The sequence below is a fragment of the Mycetohabitans sp. B8 genome (genome assembly GCF_021991875.1).
GTDB lineage: Bacteria > Pseudomonadota > Gammaproteobacteria > Burkholderiales > Burkholderiaceae > Mycetohabitans.
Genome location: NZ_JAHLKR010000005.1, coordinates 50,931 through 71,710, shown reverse-complemented (window position 1 = coordinate 71,710; position 20,780 = coordinate 50,931). Strand labels below are relative to the sequence as shown.

General features: G+C 62.6%; 21 protein-coding genes. 12 read left to right on the top strand and 9 right to left on the bottom strand.

All coding sequences use genetic code 11. The features are described 5' to 3' along the window. Window positions 1-34: 34 nt before the first annotated feature. Together KQH60_RS01965 and mpl are read right to left on the bottom strand one after the other, a co-directional pair. Window positions 35-649: a YqiA/YcfP family alpha/beta fold hydrolase gene (locus KQH60_RS01965; RefSeq protein ID WP_237574919.1), complete on the bottom strand. Its 615-nt coding sequence runs from the start codon at window positions 647-649 to the stop codon at window positions 35-37. Further along, entirely contained in the window at window positions 646-2,040 is a 1,395-nt protein-coding gene (gene mpl / locus KQH60_RS01960) for a UDP-N-acetylmuramate:L-alanyl-gamma-D-glutamyl-meso-diaminopimelate ligase (protein ID WP_368669311.1), read from the bottom strand. Before mpl ends, KQH60_RS01965 begins: the two co-directional genes overlap by 4 nt. Window positions 2,041-2,214: 174 nt before the next feature. On the opposite strand from mpl, the gene KQH60_RS01955 reads away from it, so the two are divergent. From KQH60_RS01955 to KQH60_RS01910, 10 genes are all read left to right on the top strand, one after another. Beyond that, window positions 2,215-2,835, top strand: coding sequence for a UDP-N-acetylmuramate--alanine ligase (locus tag KQH60_RS01955; RefSeq protein WP_237574918.1), 621 nt, complete (start codon window positions 2,215-2,217; stop codon window positions 2,833-2,835). A 127-nt stretch (window positions 2,836-2,962) separates the two neighbouring features. Then, entirely contained in the window at window positions 2,963-3,565 is a 603-nt protein-coding gene (locus tag KQH60_RS01950) for a TlpA disulfide reductase family protein (protein ID WP_237574917.1), read from the top strand. A gap of 273 nt (window positions 3,566-3,838) precedes the next feature. Then, entirely contained in the window at window positions 3,839-4,288 is a 450-nt protein-coding gene (gene aroQ, locus KQH60_RS01945; RefSeq protein WP_237574916.1) for a type II 3-dehydroquinate dehydratase, read from the top strand. 76 nt (window positions 4,289-4,364) lie between these two features. Further along, window positions 4,365-4,835 (top strand): acetyl-CoA carboxylase biotin carboxyl carrier protein, encoded by a 471-nt coding sequence (gene accB / locus KQH60_RS01940; RefSeq protein ID WP_237574915.1) that lies wholly within the window; start codon window positions 4,365-4,367, stop codon window positions 4,833-4,835. A gap of 15 nt (window positions 4,836-4,850) precedes the next feature. After that, a complete protein-coding gene (accC, locus tag KQH60_RS01935) occupies window positions 4,851-6,218 on the top strand; it encodes an acetyl-CoA carboxylase biotin carboxylase subunit (protein ID WP_237574914.1) in 1,368 nt (455 codons plus the stop codon). 4 nt (window positions 6,219-6,222) lie between these two features. Next, window positions 6,223-7,122, top strand: a complete 900-nt coding sequence (prmA, locus tag KQH60_RS01930) for a 50S ribosomal protein L11 methyltransferase (RefSeq protein ID WP_237574913.1) — start codon at window positions 6,223-6,225, stop codon at window positions 7,120-7,122. A gap of 66 nt (window positions 7,123-7,188) precedes the next feature. Next, entirely contained in the window at window positions 7,189-7,755 is a 567-nt protein-coding gene (locus KQH60_RS01925; protein WP_237574912.1) for an MJ0042-type zinc finger domain-containing protein, read from the top strand. Further along, window positions 7,752-8,252, top strand: coding sequence for a thiol peroxidase (gene tpx, locus KQH60_RS01920; protein ID WP_237574911.1), 501 nt, complete (start codon window positions 7,752-7,754; stop codon window positions 8,250-8,252). Before KQH60_RS01925 ends, tpx begins: the two co-directional genes overlap by 4 nt. 160 nt (window positions 8,253-8,412) lie before the next feature. Continuing rightward, window positions 8,413-9,351, top strand: a complete 939-nt coding sequence (locus tag KQH60_RS01915) for a carbohydrate kinase family protein (RefSeq protein WP_237574910.1) — start codon at window positions 8,413-8,415, stop codon at window positions 9,349-9,351. 17 nt (window positions 9,352-9,368) lie between these two features. After that, complete coding sequence (locus KQH60_RS01910; RefSeq protein WP_237574909.1) at window positions 9,369-9,845, top strand: glycine zipper 2TM domain-containing protein; 477 nt, start codon at window positions 9,369-9,371, stop codon at window positions 9,843-9,845. 95 nt (window positions 9,846-9,940) lie between these two features. On the opposite strand, the gene KQH60_RS01905 is transcribed toward KQH60_RS01910, so the two are convergent. From KQH60_RS01905 to KQH60_RS01880, 6 genes are all read right to left on the bottom strand, one after another. After that, the gene (locus KQH60_RS01905; protein WP_237574908.1) at window positions 9,941-10,633 is read right to left on the bottom strand and encodes a histone H1-like DNA-binding protein; all 693 of its coding nucleotides are present in this window, start codon (window positions 10,631-10,633) and stop codon (window positions 9,941-9,943) included. Between the two features lie 362 nt (window positions 10,634-10,995). Further along, window positions 10,996-12,231 carry a ribonucleotide-diphosphate reductase subunit beta gene (locus KQH60_RS01900; RefSeq protein WP_237574907.1) on the bottom strand — a complete coding sequence of 412 codons (1,236 nt, stop codon included), beginning with the start codon at window positions 12,229-12,231 and terminating at the stop codon, window positions 10,996-10,998. A 383-nt stretch (window positions 12,232-12,614) separates the two neighbouring features. Next, complete coding sequence (locus tag KQH60_RS01895; protein WP_237574906.1) at window positions 12,615-15,593, bottom strand: ribonucleoside-diphosphate reductase subunit alpha; 2,979 nt, start codon at window positions 15,591-15,593, stop codon at window positions 12,615-12,617. 346 nt (window positions 15,594-15,939) lie between these two features. Beyond that, complete coding sequence (ampD, locus tag KQH60_RS01890) at window positions 15,940-16,551, bottom strand: 1,6-anhydro-N-acetylmuramyl-L-alanine amidase AmpD (protein ID WP_237574995.1); 612 nt, start codon at window positions 16,549-16,551, stop codon at window positions 15,940-15,942. Between the two features lie 94 nt (window positions 16,552-16,645). Further along, on the bottom strand, window positions 16,646-16,987 hold the full coding sequence (locus KQH60_RS01885) for a PP0621 family protein (RefSeq protein ID WP_237574905.1): 342 nt from the start codon (window positions 16,985-16,987) through the stop codon (window positions 16,646-16,648). A 59-nt stretch (window positions 16,988-17,046) separates the two neighbouring features. After that, window positions 17,047-17,976 carry an inner membrane protein YpjD gene (locus KQH60_RS01880; protein WP_237574904.1) on the bottom strand — a complete coding sequence of 310 codons (930 nt, stop codon included), beginning with the start codon at window positions 17,974-17,976 and terminating at the stop codon, window positions 17,047-17,049. Between the two features lie 129 nt (window positions 17,977-18,105). Between KQH60_RS01880 and ffh the strand changes: the two genes are divergently transcribed. Then, on the top strand, window positions 18,106-19,473 hold the full coding sequence (ffh, locus tag KQH60_RS01875; protein WP_237574903.1) for a signal recognition particle protein: 1,368 nt from the start codon (window positions 18,106-18,108) through the stop codon (window positions 19,471-19,473). Window positions 19,474-19,573: 100 nt separating this feature from the next. Beyond that, entirely contained in the window at window positions 19,574-20,122 is a 549-nt protein-coding gene (locus KQH60_RS01870) for a hypoxanthine-guanine phosphoribosyltransferase (RefSeq protein WP_237574902.1), read from the top strand. 53 nt (window positions 20,123-20,175) lie between these two features. On the opposite strand, the gene KQH60_RS01865 is transcribed toward KQH60_RS01870, so the two are convergent. Continuing rightward, complete coding sequence (locus KQH60_RS01865; protein WP_237574901.1) at window positions 20,176-20,772, bottom strand: MarC family protein; 597 nt, start codon at window positions 20,770-20,772, stop codon at window positions 20,176-20,178. Between the last annotated feature and the right edge of the window lie 8 nt (window positions 20,773-20,780).

The window sequence follows — 20,780 nt, the reverse complement described above, 5'->3', positions numbered from 1 at the left end:
GGCGGCGGTGCATGCGCCGCCCGGGGGTCCAGTCCTACGCCGCAACGGGTCCGCGGCCAGTGTCGATGCCGCAAAACGCGAGCACGTCATCCAAGTACGTCGCAAAATCGCTGATCGCATGGTCGCCGCCATCGATTAGCGTGGTGCGCACACCGGCGTAGTGCGCAAGCATCTCCCGGTAGTCGAGGACTTCGTCGCCGGTCGCGGCAATTAAATGATACCGTTCAGGCCGCGTGATCGCGGCGACCTGCAGCGCACCCAACTCGTCCACGTGATGCGGCTCGACAACGATCGAGCCGCCGCCATGCCACAACGGCTGCTCACCAACATACGCGGACAAGTCGCGCTGCGGCACCACGGCCGGGTTGAGCAGCATCGCCGGCCAGCCATGTTTTTCGGCCAGATAGGTGGCAAAAAACCCACCTAGCGAGCTGCCGATCAGCGTAACCGGCGCGGCGCGATCCGCCGCACGCGCCTGTTGAGCCTGTTGGACGAGTTGCTCGGCCAGCGCGATCGTCTCGCGCGGCGACACGGGCAATTGCGGGCACAGCCAGTCGCCGGCTCGACCAAGCCGCGTCAGCCGCTCGGCCAGCAGGCGTGCCTTGAACGAGCGGGGCGAAGAGCGGAATCCGTGCAGGTAGAGAATCATGCCGCTCTCCGGTTCGCCAGCGCGTCAAGCAGCTTCTGGTGCACGCCGCCGAAACCGCCGTTGCTCATCACGAGCACATGATCGCCGGCACGCGCAACCGCGGCGACGGCCCGCACCAGTGCACCGAGGTCATCGAAGGCGTGTGCCTTGTCTCCCAGCGGCGCAAGCGCCGCCCCAAGATCCCAGCCGAGCGCGTCCTTGCCCGAGGGCGCACCGTAACCGAACACCCAATCGGCACCCGCCAGACTTGCAGGAAGCTGCGCCTTCATCGTGCCCAGTTTCATGGTGTTCGAGCGCGGCTCGAACACCGCGAGGATCCGGGCGTGCGACGCATCGCCGATGCGGGTGCGCAAGCCGGCGATGGTCGTGCCGATCGCGCTCGGATGGTGCGCGAAGTCATCGTAGACGGTCACGCCATCGACGCTGCCGCGCACCTCCATGCGGCGCTTCACGTTGCGAAAGCCGCCGAGCGACGTCACCGCCCGCGCAGCCGGCACGCCAACACTGTGCGCAGCCGCGATGGCAGCCAGCGCGTTCATCCGGTTGTGCTCACCTTGCAGCGGCCAGTCGACCACGCCCACCTGTTGCGCACACCGATACACCGCGAAACGCTCGTCTGCCGGCCCCACCGCATCGGCCGGTAGCGCCTGCCATCCGCCCTCGACGCCGAAGCGCTCGACCTCGCTCCAGCAGCCCCGGGCCAGCACGCGCTGCAGTGCGTCGTCAGCGCCGTTCACAACGATCCGCCCCGTTCTTGGAAGGGTGCGCACCAGGTGATGAAACTGCGTCTCGATCGCCGCCAGGTTGTCGAAGATATCGGCATGGTCGAATTCGAGATTGTTCAATATGGCCGTGCGGGGCCGATAGTGAACAAACTTGGATCGCTTGTCGAAAAATGCGGTGTCGTACTCGTCTGCCTCGATCACGAAAAAGCTCGAATCGGTCAGCCGGGCGGAGAGGCCAAAGTTCAACGGCACGCCGCCGATCAGGAAGCCGGGGTTCATCCCTGCGTCCTCGAGCAACCACGCAAGCATCGACGCCGTACTGGTCTTGCCGTGCGTGCCGGCGACAGCCAGCACCCATTTGCCGGCCAGCACGTGCTCCCCCAACCACTGCGGGCCCGACACGTAGGGCAAGCCACGATCCAAAATCGCTTCCATCAGCGGGTTGCCACGCATCACGACATTGCCAACGACGAACAGGTCCGGCTGCAATGCCAGTTGCGCTTCACCATAGCCCTGGATCAACTCGATGCCCTGGCTTTGCAACTGGGTGCTCATCGGCGGGTACACGCCAGTGTCGCAGCCCGTAACCTTGTGACCCGCGGCGCGTGCCAGTACGGCCAAGCCGCCCATGAACGTGCCGCAAATCCCGAGAATATGAATGTGCATAGCGTTGGAGTTGGAGTCCGTCTACCGAGCGGGCGCGGTCCGCGCCGTATCGTCGGACTGCGTTTGGAACTGGCGTGGAGTAAAGTGCGACATTGTAACCGAGGGGCCGCCCACGACCGGGCCCCGCGGCGGCAATGCACGGCGCGTGTGCGAACTGCGGGTATCATTACCGTCATGGCTTCGAAACTGCACCTGGAGCGAGAGCGCGTGCGCGATGAGATCGCGTTGGTGGCCGCGCGCCTGATCGCCGAAGACGGGCTCGACTATGCTAGCGCCAAGCGCAAAGCAGCCCGGCAAATCATTGGCGAGACGCGTGTTGCTGGCGAATGGTTGCCCGATAACGACCGGATCGAGGAAGAAATACGGGAATATTTGGCGTTATTCCATGGCGACACACAGCCCGGCATCCTGCGGCGTCTGCGCGAAATCGCGCTGGACTGGATGGCGCGGCTCGCGCAATTCAATCCCTACTTAACCGGCGCCGTGCTTAACGGCACGGCCGGCGTCCATTCGGACATCCACCTGCAAGTGTTTTGCGATAATCCCAAAGAGGTGGCCATCCATCTACTGAACGTCGGCGTACAGTACCACGTATCCGAGACGCGCCATTTCGCCGGTCGCGCAGCGGTTGAGACATTGAGTTTCCTCGCCCGCGACGGTAACAGCAACGCGGTCGGCATCCATGTGGCGCTATACGACACGAATGATTTGCGTGGCGCGGTCCGCACCGATGCACGCGGACGACAGGCACGCGCGAACGCGGCGTCAGTCCAAGCGCTGCTCGATGCGGGTTAAACGGCAGTGGCAAACGCCGCCGGCACCTCAGCGCAGCGCCCCTCAGCGCACCGCACCGCACCGCACCGCACCGCAGCCGGAACCGGCGTGGGCGGTAGCCGTTCGCCTTTGTTTTAGTGGAAATGTGATGAACGCGACGTTGTATCCTGACTTCCCCCCCGCTTCTGCGGTGCCCGCCCCGGCACGTCGCGCCCGTGCCGCGTGGCTCGCCGTGGCCTGCTTGCTGTGCGCGCCGCCGCATGCCTGCGCAGTGCAGCCAGCGGGGGCCACGCCGGCGTATGCCATCGCGCCTCCCTACACGGCACACGACGATGCGGTACGCGCGCTGTTTGCTAGTTCGCTGCCCGATCCAGCAGGCCAGCCTCAGTCGTTGGCCCAGTATCGCGGCAAAGTCACCGTGGTGAACTTCTGGGCGTCGTGGTGTGCGCCATGCGTGAAGGAAATACCGGCGCTGTCCGCGTTGCAACGCCGCTACGCGGACAAAGGCGTGCGCTTCGTCGGCATTGGCGTCGATTCGGCCCGGAATGTATTGCAATTCCTATCCAAGGTGACGATCGGCTATCCGGTCTACATAGCTGGCTTCGGCGGCGCGGACTTGGCTCGCCAGTTCGGCAACCAGGCCGGCGGATTGCCATTCACCGTGGTTATCGACAAAGCCGGGCACGTTCGCTACTTGAAGCTGGGGGAAATCGATGCGACGCGGCTCAGCACGGAACTAGACGCGCTATGACATAGGCGCAATAGTCGCTGCTGTGCGGCCTGCCAGTGCGGCGCTCGCGTGCTAGTCGCCGACAGCGCGTATCGATCGCAAATTATTCGGTAATTTATCGATAAATTGTTGGTATTCGCCGCAGTTGTCTGCTATTTGTTGCTCGATCGACTACATTTACAACCGACACGCTTTGGCGAACGCTCGTTCTTTTAACGATGAGCACGCCGAAAACTGGACACTTTTTTTGAATCAGCGGTAAAGTGCGCGCAACTTCGCAGAAAACGAACTCCCATGAGTCTTCGCATCCTGGTCGTCAATGGCCCCAACCTCAATTTGCTCGGCACGCGCGAGCCGCAAACGTACGGCAGTACGACGCTCGCCCAGATCGAGCAGGCGCTGGCGGAGAAAGCTGCCGCCGCGGGGGCGGTGCTCAGTTGCTTCCAGAGCAATCACGAGGGCGAAATCATCGAGCGCTTGCACCAGGCGCTTGACGAGCAGATCGGCTTTGTGCTGATCAACCCCGCCGCCTTCACGCACACTAGCGTGGCGATCCGCGACGCGATTGCGGCAACGGGGATCCCATTTGTCGAGATCCACTTGTCGAACGTGCATCGACGCGAGGCTTTCCGCCATGCGTCGTATTTCTCCGACTTGGCGCAGGGCGTGATCTGCGGACTCGGCTGGCAAGGCTACCTGTACGCGCTGGACTTTGCGCTGGGGCGCCTGGACCGGTCGCATTGACGTCTTTTTTCTGGCAACACCACACTTTCGCTATTCCGGGCCTGGCCCGGACGCCACATCAATTTGGGGACCTCCGATGGATCTACGCAAACTTAAAACCCTGATCGACCTGGTATCCGAGTCCGGCATCTCGGAGCTCGAAGTCACCGAAGGCGAAGGCAAGGTCCGGATCGTCAAGAACGCAGCGCCCGTCTATCTGCCGTCCCAGGCACAATACGCCCCGGCGCCGCAGGTCACCGGTGCGGCCGGCGCACCGGCTGCCGCGTCGGCTGAATCCGACACACCCGCGACCCCCGCCGCCGCCACGCCGCAAGGCCATGTGGTCACCTCGCCGATGGTGGGCACGTTCTACCGCGCGCCGTCGCCGGGGGCCGATCCGTTCGTGCAAGTGGGCGATTCGGTCAAGGAGGGGCAGACGATCTGCATTATCGAGGCGATGAAGCTGCTCAACGAGATCGAAGCCGACAAGACGGGCGTGGTCAAGGAAATCCTCGTTGAAAATGGCCAGGCCGTCGAGTATGGCCAACCGCTGTTCGTGATCGGTTAACGGGTCGCTTTGCCTATGTTTGAGAAAATACTCATTGCCAACCGCGGCGAAATCGCACTGCGCATTCAGCGCGCGTGCCGCGAGCTCGGCGTCAAGACGGTTGTCATCTATTCGGAAGCCGATAAGGAAGCAAAGTACGTACGCCTTGCCGACGAAGCAGTCTGCATCGGGCCGGCGCCATCGAATCTAAGCTACCTGAACATGCCGGCGCTCATCAGCGCGGCGGAAGTCACCGACGCCGAAGCAATCCATCCGGGCTACGGCTTCCTGTCCGAGAACGCCGACTTTGCGGAGCGGGTCGAGCAGTCCGGCTTCACGTTCATCGGCCCGCGCCCGGAGACCATCCGGCTGATGGGCGACAAAGTCAGCGCCAAGCAGACGATGATCAAGACAGGCGTGCCGTGTGTGCCGGGTTCGGACGGCGCGTTGCCGGACGATCCGAAGGAGATCGTCAAGATCGCACGCTCGATCGGCTATCCGGTGATCATCAAGGCGGCCGGCGGCGGCGGCGGGCGCGGTATGCGGGTCGTGCACACGGAAGCGGCACTCGTCAACGCGGTCAACATGACGCGCGAAGAAGCCGGTCGCGCGTTTGGCAACCCGCAGGTCTACATGGAAAAGTTCCTGGAGAATCCGCGACACATCGAGATCCAGGTGCTGGCCGACTCGTTCAAGAGCGCGGTCTGGCTCGGCGAGCGCGACTGCTCGATGCAACGGCGCCATCAAAAAGTGATCGAAGAGGCGCCAGCGCCTGACATCGCGCGCCGGTTGATCGACCGGATCGGCGATCGCTGCGCCGAAGCGTGCAAGAAAATGGGCTACCTGGGTGCCGGCACGTTCGAGTTCCTGTACGAAAACGGCGAGTTCTACTTCATCGAAATGAACACCCGGGTCCAGGTTGAGCATCCGGTGACCGAGCTGATCACGGGCGTGGATATCGTCCAAGAGCAGATCCGCATCGCGGCAGGCGAGAAACTGTCGGTGCGGCAACGCGACATCGCATTCCGTGGTCACGCGATCGAATGCCGGATCAACGCGGAAGATCCATTCAAGTTCACGCCGTCGCCGGGACGGATCACGTCATGGCACGCGCCCGGCGGTCCGGGCATCCGCGTCGATTCGCACGCGTACAATGGTTACTTTGTGCCGCCCAACTATGATTCGATGATCGGCAAGCTGATCGCGTACGGCGCGACCCGCGAACAGGCGATCAATCGGATGCGTATCGCGTTGTCCGAGATGGTGGTCGAGGGTATTCGGACGAATATCCCGTTGCACCGGGAATTGATGCTGGACGCCAAGTTCGTCCAGGGCGGCACGAGCATCCATTACCTCGAAGACAAGTTGGCGGCCAAACAGCAGGCCGCCCCTGAGGAAACGTAACGGCATGAGCTATCGCGAAGTCGTCGTCGAAGTTGATCGTGAGCGCGCCGAGCCTTTGTCAGACGCGCTGCTCGAATTGGGCGTGTTGTCGGTCTGCGTCGAGGACGCCGACGCAGATACGCCGCACGAACAAGCACTGTTCGGTGAACCCGGCCTCATACCGGATCGTGCCGCGTGGACGCACTCGCGGGTGATTGCCATGCTTGCCGCGGAACAGGACCCCGCCGTGCTGCTAGCCGCCGCCGCGAATGAGGCCGGCCTACCCGCGCCGCCGGCCTTCACCGCGCGCGACGTCCAGGAGCAGGACTGGGTGCGACTCACGCAATCCCAGTTCGAGCCGATCCATGTCGGCCAGCGGATCTGGGTCGTGCCATCATGGCACGACGCACCGCAGCACGACGCCGTGGTGCTGGAACTCGACCCGGGGCTCGCCTTTGGCACCGGCAGCCATCCGACCACACGCCTATGTATGGAATGGATCGAGCAGCACGTGCGTGCCGGCGATTCGCTGCTCGACTACGGATGTGGCTCTGGCATCCTGGCAATACTTGCACGCAAGTTCGGCGCCACGCCGGTCGTGGGCATCGACATCGACCCGCAGGCGATCGACTCGGCCCAGCACAACAGCGAGCGCAATCACGTCGACGTCACGTATGGGCTGCCCCATGAGTGCCCCGCAAACGAGTTCGATGTGGTCGTCGCCAACATCCTATCCAATCCGCTGAAGCTCATGGCTTCGATGCTGGCCTCCAGGGTAAAGCCGGGCGGAAGACTTGCGCTATCCGGGGTACTGGCGCGCCAAGCGGACGAAGTCGCGGCAGCCTACGCACGCCACATCGAGCTTGCCGTTTGGCGTGAACAGGACGGATGGGTGTGCCTGGCCGGGCAGCGTCGGGATAGTTAGTTACTATACCGGGATCTCAACCGATTGGTCGGCGCGCCATGCGCCGGCTCAGAGTAACCCGTTGACATGACGCTCGCCACCCGCTATCTCCGCTGCGGTACTACCATCTACCGACTCACTGCCGATCAATTGAAACTGCGCCACGGCGTGGTGCGCTGTGGCCATTGCCTGGAAATCCTCGACGGTGCGGCCCGGCAAGTCGAGCCCTGGTTGCTGACCGACGTTGCCGCGCGACCCGACGACGGCTGCGACGCAGGGGACACCGAAGACGGCGGAGCCGCGCGTGCCACGGCAAACGCACCAGCACGCGCACGCGCGCCAGCACTTACGACCGGCCATGCCTGGGCACACTTGGAACACGACGCAGCGGACGCGACGCTACGCGATACCGCGCCGATCACCGGCGAAAACCAGGCACCGCAGATATTGCCGCATGCCGCGCTTGACGCATTGCCGCCCGCAGCGGCTGCAACGCAACCACACGCTGCGGGACACGCCGTTGCATGCCAAACTAGAGGAACCGCTGCAGACTGTCTATTCGTGACGCGCAGCGTGCACGCCACCCCATCATTGACCCGGCGGCAAGCGCTCGGCCCGAGCGCCCACCGCCACTATCGCAGGAGCAAACCATGAGTCAAGTCACTCTCGGGGGTAGCCCAATCGAAGTCGCCGGTACACTGCCGGCCGTCGGCCAGAAGGCGGCGCCATTCTCACTGGTCGGCAAGGGCCTGGCGGACGTGAAGCTCAACGACTTCGCTGGCAAGCGCAAGGTCCTGAACGTCGTGCCGAGCCTGGATACGCCCACCTGCGCAACATCGACGCGCAAGTTCAACGAAGCGGCAAGCAAGCTGGAGAACACCGTCGTAATTGTGATTTCGGCTGACTTACCGTTTGCAGCGACGCGGTTTTGCACAACCGAAGGCATCGAGAATGTGATCACGGCCTCGACGTTCCGTAACCGAGATTTCGCCAGCCAATACGGGGTGGACATCAAGACTGGCCCGCTGGCCGGCTTGACCGCGCGCGCCGTTGTCGTGCTCGATGGAGACGACAACGTGCTGCACGTGGAACGGGTGTCGGAAATTAAAAACGAACCGAATTACGACGCGGCCCTTGCTGCACTGAAATAAACGCCCTACCTGCCGCCACCCGGCGCGGGCGACCGGCTCGATACCGGCCGCGCGGCCACAAGTGTATCGTGTCAGGCAGCCGGTGCAAGCACGCACCTGCATGCCGGCGATACGCGCGGGGGGCGATCCGGCACTCAACCTATTATAAGGAGTCACCACTGTGGCCACGCTAATCTGCGGCTCGCTCGCGTACGACAACATCATGACTTTCGAAGGGCACTTTCGCGAGCACATCTTGCCCGACCAGGTCCATATCCTAAACGTCAGCTTCCTCGTTCCGTCCATGCGCCGTGAATTTGGCGGCTGCGCGGGGAATATCGCATATGGCCTGAAGTTATTGGGTGGCGAGCCGCTGATCATGGCGACGCTCGGCGAAATCGACGCTCAACGCTATCTGGAGCGATTCGACTCGCTGGGCATACGCCGTGATTACGTGCGCGTGCTGCCGGACACGCACACGGCACAGGCAATGATCACGACCGACCAGGAAAACAACCAGATCACCGCGTTTCATCCCGGCGCCATGCTAATGAGTCACCTGAACCGCATCAGTGATGCGCAGGATGTCACGCTCGGCATCGTCGCGCCGGACGGTGCTCAAGGCATGTGCGAGCATGCGGAGCAATTTGCGCAAGCGAACATCCCGTTCATGTTTGATCCGGGCCAAGGGCTACCGATCCTCGATGGCGCCCAGCTGCGCCGGATGATTGAACTTGCGACCTACGTGGCAGTCAATGATTACGAAGCCAAACTCTTGAGCGACAAAACCGGATGGTCCGTGACGGACATCGCCAGTCGCGTTGACGCGTTGATCATTACGCTCGGTGCGCAGGGTGCGACGATTCATCACCGCAACGGCGTCGAAACCATTCCGGTCGTGCCGGCAGATCAAGTCGTCGAGCCTACCGGTTGTGGCGATGCCTTTCGCAGTGGCCTGCTCTACGGCATCGAAAAGGGCCTGGACTGGGCCACCATCGGACGCCTCGCAAGCCTGATGGGGTCGATCAAGATCGCGCATCAAGGACCACAAACCTACACATTGAATCGAACCGAAATCGGCGCTCGTTTCGAAACCGCATTCGGCTACCGCTTGTTTTAAGTTATGGGAGAACAACGATGATGGTCAACAGACACGTTACGCTCGTCGTGATGCTGTCCGCCAGCCTTTCGCTGACAGCGTGCTTTACGCCCGCTGGCTCGGCCGACGTCTACACTACATCGCAGGCGCAGCGTGAACAGACCGTGCGCATGGGAACCGTGGAAAGCGTACGGGCAGTCCACATCGCTTCGGATAACGAGGGCGGCGGCGCGCTTGGGACGCTCGGCGGGGGTGCGCTTGGCGCGGTGACGGGCAGTTCGATCGGGGGCGGCCGCGGCTCGCTCCTGACCGGCATTGTCGGCGGCATTGCGGGCGCGGTGGCAGGCAATGCCGTGGCTCAACGGGCCGGCACTTCTAACGGCCTGGAAATTACGGTACGGCTCGATAACGGCGACCTGCGCTCGATCACGCAGGCGGCCACCGGCGAGGTATTCCGCGCCGGCGATCGCATCCGGTTGCTGTCCGCGGGCGGCATCACGCGCGTGACGCATTGAAAAAACATCCCGCACCGGGCGCGCGCCCAGTGCGGGATGTCATACGCTTGGCGCGCCGGCGCGTCGTAACGCACCGGCCCCATTCGACGTGTCGATTACGGACGGCCGCCAGTTGGGAACGGCCATGCCGCAGCCGGGTTCAACGCGGTCTTCACCGCATTGACCTGCGCAGCCGGCGTCGGCGTCGCGGGGGCAGCAGGGGCAGCGGCAGCCTTCTTGGCCGCCGCCTTCTTCGCGGCCGGCTTCTTGGCCGCAGCCTTCTTCGCCGGTGTCTTCTTCGCGGCGACCTTTCTGACTGCAGCTTTCTTGGCCGGCACCGCCTTCTTCGCCGCGACCTTCTTTGCAGCGACCTTCTTTGCAGCGACCTTCTTTGCAGCGACCTTCTTTGCAGCGACCTTCTTCACGGCGACCTTCTTGGCCGCGACCTTCTTCACGGCGACCTTCTTCACGGCGACCTTCTTCACGGCCACCTTCTTCGCCGCAACCTTCTTCACGGCGACCTTCTTGGCCGGTGCTGCTTTCTTGGCCGCGACCTTTTTCGCCGCGACCTTCTTGGCGGCAACCTTCTTAGCCGGTGCTGCTTTCTTGGCCGGTGCCGCCTTCTTCGCCGACGCCGCTTTCGCCGGTGCTACCTTCTTCGCCGCAACCTTCTTCACAGCGGGTTTTGCTGCTGCTTTCTTCGCAGCCGGTTTTTTCTTCGCAGTAGCCATCTTTTTCTCCTTCAGGTTCAGATGAGCGTTACAAACACCCTTCGTCAAAACCCGCTTCCCGCCAACGCGTTTTTTCAACGCGGTTGCTGCGAAGCGGATTATTCATCGGCGTACGCACCTGCATCCTGCTTACGCTAATGAATGCGGCAAGGCGCACGAGACCGACCCAGCGGCTGCGTACGCCAAAACACGACCGGCATCGTTGCCGGCGAATGATTTGAAGCAGTCCGGCGCGCGACACCGCGGCCGGAGGCTTTTCCGGGGGTAGTTTGCCCATCCCATTGAAGGGTTCGCACAGTGCCGTTCATCGTCAGTCGGCTATCCAGGCGGTCAGGCACACATTGCATCAGGCGGCACTTCTCCTTAACCCGTGTGGCACACGCGGCGGCGTCATCGCCGCCATCGCGTGCCGCACACCCCTGCCTATTCATGGGTGCGCGTCATTCCCAACTCAACGCGCCACCCGTTTGATATTCAATCACTCGCGTCTCGAAGAAGTTGCGCTCCTTCTTCAAGTCGATCATCTCGCTCATCCACGGAAACGGATTTTCCTCGTTCGGGAACAACGGCTCCAAGCCAATCTGCTGGCAGCGTCGATTGCAGATGAATCGCAAATAGCTTTTGAACATGCCAGCGTTCAAGCCCAGCACGCCGCGCGGCATCGTGTCCTCCGCATACCGGTACTCGAGCTCGACTGCATGCTTGAATAAGCCGCGAATCTCCTCGCGCAATGCTGGCGTCCACAAATGCGGGTTCTCAAGCTTGATCTGGTTGATCAGGTCAATGCCGAAGTTGCAGTGCATCGACTCGTCGCGCAAGATGTACTGGTACTGCTCGGCGGCACCGGTCATCTTGTTCTGCCGACCCAACGACAGTATTTGCGTGAACCCGACGTAGAAGAACAATCCCTCCATTACACACGCAAAGACGATTAACGACTTCAGCAGTTTCTGGTCCGCCTCGAGCGTGCCGGTCTTGAACGACGGATCGGTCAACGTATGGATGAACGGAATCAGAAATTCGTCCTTCGCGCGGATCGATGACACCTCGTGGTACGCATTGAAGATCTCGCCCTCATCCAAGCCGAGCGACTCGACGATGTATTGGTACGCGTGCGTATGAATCGCTTCCTCGAATGCCTGGCGCAGCAGGAACTGGCGGCATTCAGGCGCGGTGATGTGGCGATACGTGCCGAGCACAATGTTGTTCGCCGCCAGCGAATCGGCCGTGACGAAGAAACCCAGATTACGCTTGACGATACGGCGCTCATCGTCGGTCAGCCCGTTCGGATCCTTCCAGAGCGCGATGTCGCGGGACATGTTGATTTCCTGCGGCATCCAGTGGTTCGCGCAACCGGCGAGGTACTTCTCCCACGCCCACTTGTATTTGAACGGCACGAGCTGATTGACGTCGGTCTTGCCGTTGATAATCCGCTTGTCGGCCACGTTCACGCGGGCCTCGGGTGCGGGCGCCGGCGACGCGTTCGGTTGCTGGCCCGGCGCGACAGCGACATCGCGCGTCAAGATATCCTGTGCCAACGGAGCGGGCGTACTCGCAGCTTGCGCTGCGTACTCGGCGGACGATGCCATGGCTCCAGTCGCCGTCGTTTCTCGCACCGTCGGTTGCGGAACGCTCGGGGGAGTTACGGCAGTCATCTCGTCATCCCAGTTGAGCATAAATGTCACCATCAATTTAGATCGGTTTGTACCATCTTTTCACCAGCGATAAAAGAGTCCGCTAATGAAAAACGCTCTTTTGATCTCGCATTGAGACCTTCATACAACACTTTGATCGATGTGATCGTCGAAGCCTTCGCATCGGTTGCATCACGACCCGGATCGACGCATTGCTTCATATCGATCGGCGCGGCAAGTGCACCATCCGTTTCATCGCACTCGCCGCACCTACCCTACACGCGGTCACCACGCATCGCGCGTCGCATGATGCACGCGCGATGCGTGCAAAGCAGCGCTTGTCACGTGCCCTATCGTGTGCCGCATGCAGTATGCCCGCGAGCAGTTTCAGACAACACGGTCGAGCATGCTCACACGCCAACGCATCACTGGCACGCTTCGCACTCGTCGAAGCCTGCATCGCCAGGACGCAGCATGCAAACCGGTCCCGCGATCTCATCTTGTGATCCCGCATCAGCAGCGGCGTGCACACCGGCGTTATGTGCCGTCGCGCTGCCCGACACGCCACCCGCGCCATGCATCGCGCCCCCCCCACCGTCGCTGGATGGCACCGCATTGAGCGCGCCATGCGCAACCGTCGACTTCTCGACATGCGTCGCGGCGATCGTGCGCAGGTAGTACGTCGTCTTCAGGCCGCGCAGCCAAGCGAGCTTGTAGATTTCGTCCAGCTTCTTGCCCGACGCACCGGCCATGTAGATGTTCAACGACTGCGCCTGATCGATCCACTTCTGCCGGCGCGCCGCCGCTTCCACGAGCCACTTCGGATCCACTTCGAACGCGGTTGCATACGTCGCGCGCAGATCGGCGGGAATACGATCAATGCGCGCCAGCGATCCATCGAAGTACTTCAAATCGGCCACCATCACTTCGTCCCAGAGCCCGTGCGCCTTCAGGTCACGCACCAGGTATTCGTTGACGACCGTGAATTCACCCGACAAATTCGATTTCACATACAGGTTTTGGAACGTCGGCTCGATGCACGCAGACACGCCAATGATGTTCGAAATCGTTGCGGTCGGCGCGATCGCGACGCAGTTCGAGTTGCGCATGCCATGCGTGGCGATGCGCTCGCGCAGCGCAGCCCAGTCCATCGTTTCGGACGAGTCGACCTCGACATACCCGCCGCGTGAGTCGGCGAGCAGCTTCAGCGTGTCCTGCGGCAGGATTCCGCGATCCCACAGCGAGCCGCCGTACGACGAGTACCGGCCGCGCTCGCTCGCCAGTTCAGTGGACGCCCAGTACGCGTAGTAGCAAACAGCTTCCATTGAGCGGTCCGCGAACTCCACCGCCTGCTGCGACGCATACGGCGTGCGCAGCAGGTGCAGGCAGTCCTGGAACCCCATGATGCCCATGCCGACCGGGCGGTGCTTCAGGTTCGAGTTACGCGCCTTGGCAACCGCGTAGTAATTGATATCGATCACATTGTCGAGCATGCGCATCGCGACGCTGATCGTGCGCTTGAGCTTATCGTGGTCCAGCACATAGCCACCGTCCGCGTCCTGCTTCATGTGCGCGACCAGGTTGACCGAGCCCAGGTTGCAAACCGCGATCTCGTTGTCGCTCGTGTTCAACGTGATTTCAGTGCACAGGTTCGACGAATGCACGACACCCACGTGCTGCTGCGGCGAGCGCACGTTGCAGGGGTCCTTAAACGTGATCCACGGGTGACCCGTCTCGAACAGCATCCCGAGCATCTTGCGCCACAGTTGCGCAGCCGGAATCTTCTTGGACAGCTTCAGTTCGCCGCGCGCGGCCTTCTCCTCGTACGCGACATACGCCTGTTCAAATTCGGCGCCGAACTTGTCATGCAGGTCCGGGCAGGTCGAAGGCGAGAACAACGTCCAGTCGCCCCCCTCGATCACCCGCTTCATGAACAAATCCGGGATCCAGTTCGCGGTATTCATGTCGTGCGTGCGGCGGCGATCATCGCCTGTGTTCTTGCGCAACTCAAGAAACTCTTCGATGTCCAAATGCCAGGTTTCGAGGTACGCACACACCGCGCCCTTGCGCTTGCCCCCCTGGTTGACCGCGACCGCCGTGTCGTTGACAACCTTTAGGAACGGCACCACGCCCTGCGACTTGCCGTTGGTGCCCTTGATGTGCGAGCCGAGCGCGCGCACGCGAGTCCAATCGTTGCCGAGCCCACCGGCGAACTTAGACAGTAACGCGTTTTCCTTCAGTGCCTCATAGATGCCGTCCAAGTCGTCCGCGACGGTCGTCAGGTAGCACGATGACAGTTGCGAGCGGCGCGTACCGGAATTGAACAGCGTCGGCGTCGAGCTCATGAAATCGAACGTCGACAGCACATTGTAGAACTCAATCGCCCGCGCCTCGCGGTCGATTTCGTTCAGCGCAAGCCCCATCGCCACCCGCATGAAGAAGGCCTGCGGCATTTCAATGCGCTGCCCGTCCACGTGCAGGAAGTAACGATCGTACAGCGTCTGCAGCCCAAGGTAACCGAATTTCAGATCGCGCGACGCATCCAGCGCGTCGCCTAACTTCTTCAAGTCGAACTGCAGCAGCTTCTCGTCAAGCAATTCAGCCTCGACGCCTCGCTTCAAGAACTGCGGGAAATACTCCGCATAGCGTGCACCCATGTCGGACTGCAGCACCTCCTCACCGAGGATCTCGCGGCGAATCGTATGCAATAGTAGCCGCGCGGTGACCTGACTGTAGGCCGGGTCCTTCTCGATCATTGTGCGCGCGGCAAGGATCGCCGAATCGTAGACCTGCGACAACGGCACGCCGTCGTAAAGATTCTTGACCGTTTCGGCGACGATCGGCTCCGCGCTGACCGCCTCGCCGAGCCCGTCGCAAGCGGCCGTGATCACGTTGCGCAACGCGGCAAGATCCAAAGGTCGCACGATGCCGTTGTCGTTGACGTTCAACCCGCCTTGCGCCGGCTGTTGTGCCACCTCGTGTGCGCGCTCCGCGGCGCGTTTCTCGCGATACAGCACGTAAGCGCGAGCGACATTGTGCTCGCCAGCGCGCATCAGCGCGAGCTCGACCTGGTCTTGAATGTCTTCGATATGGAACGTGCCGCCGTTCGGCCGACTGCGCACGAGTGCGCGCACGACCGCCTGCGTCAGCGTCTCGACCAATTCGCGCACGCGTGCCGACGCGGCGCCCTGCCCGCCATTAACGGCGAGGAAAGCCTTGGTCACCGCGATCGCGATCTTGGATGGCTCGAACGACACCACACTCCCGTTGCGGCGAATGACCTTGTAGTCAGCAAGCGTCGCCTGCGGCGCCAATGCGCGCGCGCCAGGCGCAGCGTCACCGCCATGCGGTAAGCCGGCTGCGGCACTGGACTGTTGGGACGTGACGTTCTCGGTGGTTTGCATGGGCAAAACTCCTGATCTTGTGTCGTGCGGTGAATCCGCGTTCTTGGAACGAGCGGGGCGTGGCACGGCGTATTGTCGCGGTGCCGCGGCGCCCTGAAAACGATGTCTGAGAAAGCAATGCGGCGCCGTCGCTGGAAACGAGGCGCCGCCAAAAAACCACAATATCTAGTAGCAGTGCAGCCGCCACACACCAACTATAGTGGAAAATTGCCCCGGATTCCACGAATAAATTTGCGTCCGGAGACTTGACTTTTTGGCATGCGCCGCCGGTTGCGGGCTCGCCGCCATGCAAGCGCGGATGCGCCGCATGCGCTGCGGTCGCGGCGTGCAGCCAAGCGCCACATGTTCAGCGCAGATAGGGGAAAAACGTCGCCGGCAGCGCAAGCTGCGCGCGCAATCGATGCCAGTCGAAATGCGGCCCCGGGTCGGTCTTGCGACCCGGCGCAATGTCCGCATGGCCCGCCAGCGCGGTGATGGGATAGCGTTCACACAGTGCGGCGCACAATCGTGTCAGCGTGTCGTACTGCGGCGCCTCGAACACGTGCTCGTCCGAGCCCTCCAGTTCGATGCCGATCGAAAAATCGTTGCAGCGCTCGCGACCGGCGAAACTCGACGCGCCAGCATGCCACGCACGCTCATTGCACGAGACGAATTGCAGCAATTTGCCATCCCGCCGCACGAAAAAGTGCGCCGATACGCGCAGCCCGCGCAGTCGTGCGTAGTACGGGTGCGCGTCGCAATCGAGTTGGTTGAGGAACAGCGCCGCCACCGCGTCACCGCCGAACTGCCCCGGCGGCAGACTGATGTTGTGCACCACCACGAGCGTCGGCTCGACGCCTGTGGGACGCGCATCGAAATTCGTGCACGGCGTATGCTGAGCAGACCAGACCCACCCTCGCACATCAACCACGATGCGCGCCGGCGCGGTGGCGCCCTCGCCGCACGGCGCGCCCGCCATCGGGCCAGTCATCGGGCCGGTCGTCTGGCACGCCGCGCAGTTCGTTGCCGCCGCGTCGCCGTTCACGAGTCTGTGCGCTGCACACACTGCCCGCTCACCGCGCATTATCGTGCCCGGCCGGCCGGGCCGCGTAGCGGACAGCATGCTCGTTGGAACAAAAGGGCCGGCCCTCTACCGACACCGTATCACTCACCGGTACGTGTACGCCGCACTGTGCGCAGCGCACTACGGCCTCCGGCAGCGCGCCGCCACCGGCGGCACCGGTGCGCCGTGTGCCGGTCGCGCCATCGGCGCGACCACGGTCGGCCTGCGGGCGCATGGATTCCCGTCCCGCCTCGGATCCGTGGCTGACGTGCGGCCGATCACGACGCGCGACCTGGCGCCACAACCACTGGATGGCGAGAATCACAAAAAGCCAAAAGAGGATGCGGGCCATGACGAACGAATAAGCACACAGGAAACGACTCAGATGTTGACGCGAGCCAACTGCGTCAATCAGACCACCGCGCGATGCAGCAGCACTTCCAGCACGAAGCGGCTGCCGACATACGCGAGCAGCAGCGCCGCGAACGACGCCAGCACCCAACGCAACGCGGCGCGACCGCGCCAGCCGCGCCAACGACGGCCCATGAGCAACGCGCCGAACATGAACCACGATACGAACGCGAACACGGTCTTGTGATCCAGCTTGACGGCCTGGGCGATCAGTTGCTCGCTGAACCACACGCCGCTGATCAGCGCCAGTGTCAGCAGCACGAAACCAGCGGCGATCAGGCGGAACAGCAATTTTTCCAGCGTCAACAACGGTGGCAGCGTATCGAACCAACTCGATAACCAGTCACGCGCGGGTGGCCCCGGCGTGCGCCGTCCGGCCACGCCGCGTAGCGCGTGCAGCCGGCGCTCGACGAGCAACATCAAGATCGCATGCAACGCGGCAATCGCCAGCAACCCATACGCGACATTAGCCAACACAAAATGGACCTTGAACAGCGGGTCCGCCGCATAGGCCAGCACATGTACGCCGCCGAACAGCAGCGGCAGCAGCGTAGCCACGCAGGCAATCGGCATCAGCAGCAGGCGCAACCCGTCGAGCCGGAAAAAGATACTCTCGATCCAGTAGATGCCCGCGCCAAGCCACAGCATCGCCGACAGCGCGAATGCGAAACCGAACACCATCGCGTCAGCCGGGAAGATCGTCATATGCAGCAACACCCCGTGCAGCACCAGCGCGGCGAACAGCACCGCGCGCGCCACCGGTGACGTGCCGACGCTGGCGACGCGGCCGGGCGTCGCCGCCAACGCGACTGCCGGCGCCGTGGCCAGCAGCACGCCATTCGGATCGCGCATATGCCGATGCGAGCGCCAGGCGGCAACGCCAAGGCCGCCATACAGAAGCGCGGTGAGGGCATACAGTACAATGTGCATAGTTATTTATAGTTTACACCAGCGCCCCGCCGCCGGCCCGGATCCCGCTGCCCCGTGCGTCTTGATGCACCCGGACCGCGTCACCCGCCCGGGCTCGCGTCGATGCGCGGCGAATCGCACGTAACTTCCATGCTCGACAATCTCACACAACGTATGGCGCGCGTCGTGAAGACGCTACGCGGGGAAGCCCGGCTCACCGAGGCCAACACACAAGAGATGCTGCGCGAGGTGCGCCTGGCACTGCTCGAGGCGGACGTCGCGCTGCCGGTCGTGCGCGAGTTTATCGCGAAGATCCGGGAAAAGGCGCTCGGTGAGGAAGTGATTAGTAGCTTGACCCCCGGCCAGACACTGGTCGGTGTCGTGCAACGCGAACTGACCGCAGTGATCGGCGGCGACTACGAGGGCAAAGCGGCCGAGTTGAACCTGGCGGTCACGCCCCCAGCGGTGATCTTGATGGCGGGTCTGCAAGGCGCCGGCAAGACCACGACGGTCGGCAAGTTGGCCAAGCTGCTGCGCGAGAAGCAGAAGAAGAAAGTCCTCACCGTATCGTGCGATGTCTACCGACCCGCGGCGATCGCGCAGCTGAAAACCGTCACCGAGCAAGTCGGCGCGGAGTGCTTCCCGTCCCAACCCGACCAAAAGCCGCTGGATATCGCGCGAGACGCATTGGACTGGGCCAAGCGGCACTACCATGACGTATTGATCGTGGACACGGCGGGCCGGCTCGGCATCGATGATGTGATGATGCAGGAAATCGCCGCGTTGCACGCGCAGCTCGAGCCGGCCGAAACACTGTTCGTCGTCGATGCGATGCTTGGCCAGGACGCGGTCAATACCGCGAAGGCCTTCAATGATGCGCTGCCGCTCACCGGCGTCGTGTTGACCAAGCTCGATGGCGACTCGCGCGGCGGCGCAGCGTTGTCGGTGCGCCACGTGACGGGCCGGCCGATCAAGTTCGTCGGCGTCGGCGAGAAACTCGATGGCCTAGAGACGTTCTACCCGGAACGGATGGCCAACCGAATCCTGGGCATGGGAGACATCCTGGCGCTGGTCGAGGAGGCGCAGCGCGGCGTGGACGTGCAGGCCGCGCAGAAGCTTGCCGAAAAGGTCAAGAAAGGCGGCGCTTTTGATCTGAATGACTTTCGCGCCCAACTGTCGCAAATGAAGAAAATGGGCGGCTTATCGACGCTGATGGACAAGCTGCCGGCACAATTGCAGCAGGCTGCTGGCAACGCCGACATGTCTCAGGCCGAAAAACAGATGCGCCGCATGGAAGGCATCATCAATTCGATGACGCCGGCCGAGCGCGCCAAGCCGGAACTGATCAAAGCAAGCCGCAAGCGACGCATCGCGACTGGCGCCGGCGTACAGGTGCAGGAAGTCAACCGGATGCTGAATCAGTTCGAACAGATGCGCGGCATGATGAAGCAGCTCAAGGGCGGCAACCTGCAGAAGATGATGCGCGGCATGAAAGGCATGCTGCCCGGGCTGCGATAAGCCAAGCCGCCGCGTCGGCTGCCATCGCGGGTTTTCTCTGTGGAGCCCGCACCGTTTTTCGATTCACACACTCTCTATTAGGCCCCTCGCCGAGATCCCGATGAACCGCGAAGAAGCCCTAGACATTTTCCGCCACTCCGAAGAGATCGTATCGTCCGCCGACGTGGCGGCGTCGATCCAGCGGATGGCCGTTGCAATCCGCGACGCGATGAGTGACGAGTTCCCGCTTGTGCTGTCCGTGATGGGCGGTGCCGCGGTGTTCACCGGCATGCTGCTGCCGCATCTGGACTTCCCGCTCGAGTTCGACTACATCCATTTGACCCGCTATCGCAACACGACGCGCGGCCATGACATGCAGTGGCGCGTGGCACCGGCCGAATCCGTCAAGGACCGAGTCGTGCTGGTGCTCGACGACATCCTGGACGAAGGCGAAACGATGGCGGCGATCCGAAACCGGATCCTCGAGAAGGGCGCGCGTCGCTTCGCCAGCGCGGTGCTGTGCGAGAAGCTCATTGCAAAAACCAAGCCGCTGCGCCCCGATTTCTGTGGTGTGCAAGTGCCGGACCGCTATGTGTTCGGCTGCGGGATGGACGTCAACGGGTATTGGCGCAACCTGTCCGCGATCCGCGCGCTGAAAGGCGACGCCTAAGCTCGGTGCCGGCCACCGCGTCGGCCCGACTGTTTCGCTTCGGACCGCGACCTTTAAAGCTGTCGCGCGAAGATCCGAATACCCTCAAGGACCATCTCCACCGAAATCGCGACCAACACGAGCCCCATCAACCGCTCAAATGCCGCAACGGTGCGCGCGCCGATCCATCGCTGGATCTTCTCGGCCAGCAGCAGCACGATCGCACACACGGCCATCGTCACCGTGAGCGCGCCGATCCATTCGAACATCTTGCCCGGCGCGTGCGACGTCAGCAGCATGACGGTCGCGATGGCTGATGGTCCCGCCAGCGCCGGAATCGCAAGCGGCACAATCAGCGGCTCGCTGAGCGGCTCGCTGCCAGACGGACCTTCCGCGTGCGGGAAGATCATTCGAAGCGCGATCAGAAACAGCACGATCCCGCCCGCCAGCCGCAACGACAGATCCGTCAGGTGCATCATGCGCAGGAACGTGTCGCCGGCGATCATAAATATCACCAGGATGACGAACGCGATCGCCACTTCACGCAAGATCACCTTCGGGCGCCGCTCCCGCGCAACGTTGCGCAACGCATTGATGAACAATGGGATATTACCCAACGGATCCGTGATCAGGATCAGCAGGACCGTTGCGGATAAGAATGTGTATTGCACGGCCGTAG